The sequence below is a fragment of the Psychromonas sp. SP041 genome (assembly GCF_000470315.2).
Lineage (GTDB): Bacteria > Pseudomonadota > Gammaproteobacteria > Enterobacterales > Psychromonadaceae > Psychromonas.
The window spans coordinates 1-2,050 of record NZ_CBRF02000082.1 but is presented as its reverse complement, the minus strand read 5'-3'; the positions used below and the strand labels follow the sequence as shown (position 1 = coordinate 2,050).

Annotated in this window: 2 protein-coding genes; both read left to right on the top strand. The window is 35.4% G+C overall.

What is annotated here, in order from left to right:
• The first annotated feature begins 159 nt into the window (after window positions 1-159).
• Window positions 160-1,236, top strand: a complete 1,077-nt coding sequence (locus SP041_RS20605) for a YHYH protein (RefSeq protein WP_025565891.1) — start codon at window positions 160-162, stop codon at window positions 1,234-1,236.
• A gap of 119 nt (window positions 1,237-1,355) precedes the next feature.
• On the top strand, window positions 1,356-1,871 hold the full coding sequence (locus SP041_RS20600) for a hypothetical protein (RefSeq protein ID WP_025565890.1): 516 nt from the start codon (window positions 1,356-1,358) through the stop codon (window positions 1,869-1,871).
• The last annotated feature ends 179 nt before the right edge of the window (window positions 1,872-2,050 follow it).

The following is a 2,050-nucleotide window of genomic DNA, read 5'->3' as shown; positions in this document are numbered from 1 at the left end:
ACAGCGAGTAGTTTTAATCGTTGTCTCGCATTGGTTGTCGCATTAATTAATTCAGCAAAATTGTGACTCATATTAGCTCCTTTGTAAGAAACTTAATTAGATCACATATTTATCGGAAATGGTATTACTTTAAATAGTCAAAGTAAAGCTGATCGAGATATGCTTTTAGATGCTATAAAAAATATTACGTTAAGCTCTGCTGAAATGACTGTGAGCTATGCTCGTAATAATACAGCGACTCTTCAGAATAAAAAAAAGCCATCATTAGCCAAAGAGTTAGCTGAAAAGGCTTCGATAACCTCTAGTGTGAATGCTACTCGATGTGACGTTATTAAAAACTCTATAGATGATGCAGGGTTTGAAAAAAATGTAACCGTGACTTGCGACAACGATTACGCTTACGTTACTTCTTCTACTTACCCTGAACATGAATTAATGAATGGTATTACAGGTACTAATGAACAAATACCTGTCCCTGCAGAAGGTTATGCAGCACCCATTAAACTTATCCCTAATAAAGCTAAGGCATTAACAACGATTGATGCAGCCGTCGGTGTCGCCGTTAATGGTGTTCCTATATACGATTACTCTGCGCAAGGGGAGTTAGATGTAAGCGAATACGATGCAAAGCACGATACTTTAGCGCTTGGTCAATTAGATAATTGTGGTGGGCATTCAGGCCGTGGTGATGACTACCATTATCATGTTTCACCGACATGTATGATCGATACAATGAAAAACCAAGCAAGCGATGCCATTATTGGTTGGGCATACGATGGGTATCCATTGTATGGCAATAAAAATCCGGACGGCAGTGATATTAAACAAGGTGAATTAGATGTCTGTAATGGACAAGTTGATGAAACATTTGGCTATCGTTATCAAACATCAGTAACAGCTCCTTATATTATTCAGTGTTTAGTGGGGGAGGTTGATACCAGTAAGTTACCAAGAGTTGCACCCTTAAATGGTGATACACAAAAAATAAGAGCAGATCTTAAACCACCAAGGGGTGGTGTTGATAATTTAACCCATACTATTTTAGAGGATGGTAGCCGTTCAATGACTTACTCATATCAGGGAGAGGATTACTTTACGACTTATAGTCCATCAGTTAAGGGTGATCATTGTTACGACTTTAAACAAAAAACAATCAGTAATGGAGGGGAAATTCAGACGGGTACATTCTGTAGGGAGGCTCAATCAAGTGACCATCAACCTGTTGTTACAAATTAAAATAAAATATTCAAAAGTTCTTCTAATTCTTCTTAGAAGAACGATTATTTAATTTTCCAAATAACACTAAATATTCACATACTGAATATTTACCTTTGTAATGATGTAAGGCAATTAATATGTATCCATTAAATAATTTTAAATTTGCACGCTTATTGTTATTACTCGTTTTTGGAGTGACGACGTTCAGTGCACCACTCAGTGCGCATGACTTAAATGAAACAAGTGCTCAAGTCATTTTAAGAGATGGACAAGTTGAAGTGAAAATTATTACCGATATTAACTATTTAGTTTCTAGGTTACAAAATAATCAAGCTTGGTTAATGGGGGATATTGAGAAGGTCATGCCTGATAACTTAAGTGACAACGAACAACAAATCGTGATTAAAAAAACACTTAAACAAGGCACTCATTTAATGCTCAATAATCAGATGATTAGTTTTGAGAGAGTTACTTTGACTAATGATAATGATCAACATAGTGTTGAAATTGTTCTTCAAGCAAAGCATCAATTTAAAGAAGTCGTTGATATCTCAGTTTCATTCGATAAAAGTTTAGGCGTGGTACATGCTAGTTTTGTGAAGCCTCGTTATCGTTTAGTTGGCTTAGGCGAGCGTGCCGAGGTCTCTTTTTAAATCTGAATTAGATAGAGTAAAGTTTATCGTTATTAGTGATTAATTATTGGTTTTTATACCAATCACACTAATTAACTGATCTATTTTACTGGTTAAAATAACTTATTTCTTCGTTGTAAATTTCGTAAAGGGAACAACCTATGTGGACTCCCCTGTGTCAACAACAAAATTAATAACTA

What these genes read in the sequence shown, in the direction of transcription:
- SP041_RS20600 (WP_025565890.1), top strand. Translation starts at nt 1,356, where the DNA reads ATGTATCCATTAAATAATTTTAAATTTGCACGCTTATTGTTATTACTC.
- SP041_RS20605 (WP_025565891.1), top strand. Translation starts at nt 160, where the DNA reads ATGCTTTTAGATGCTATAAAAAATATTACGTTAAGCTCTGCTGAAATG.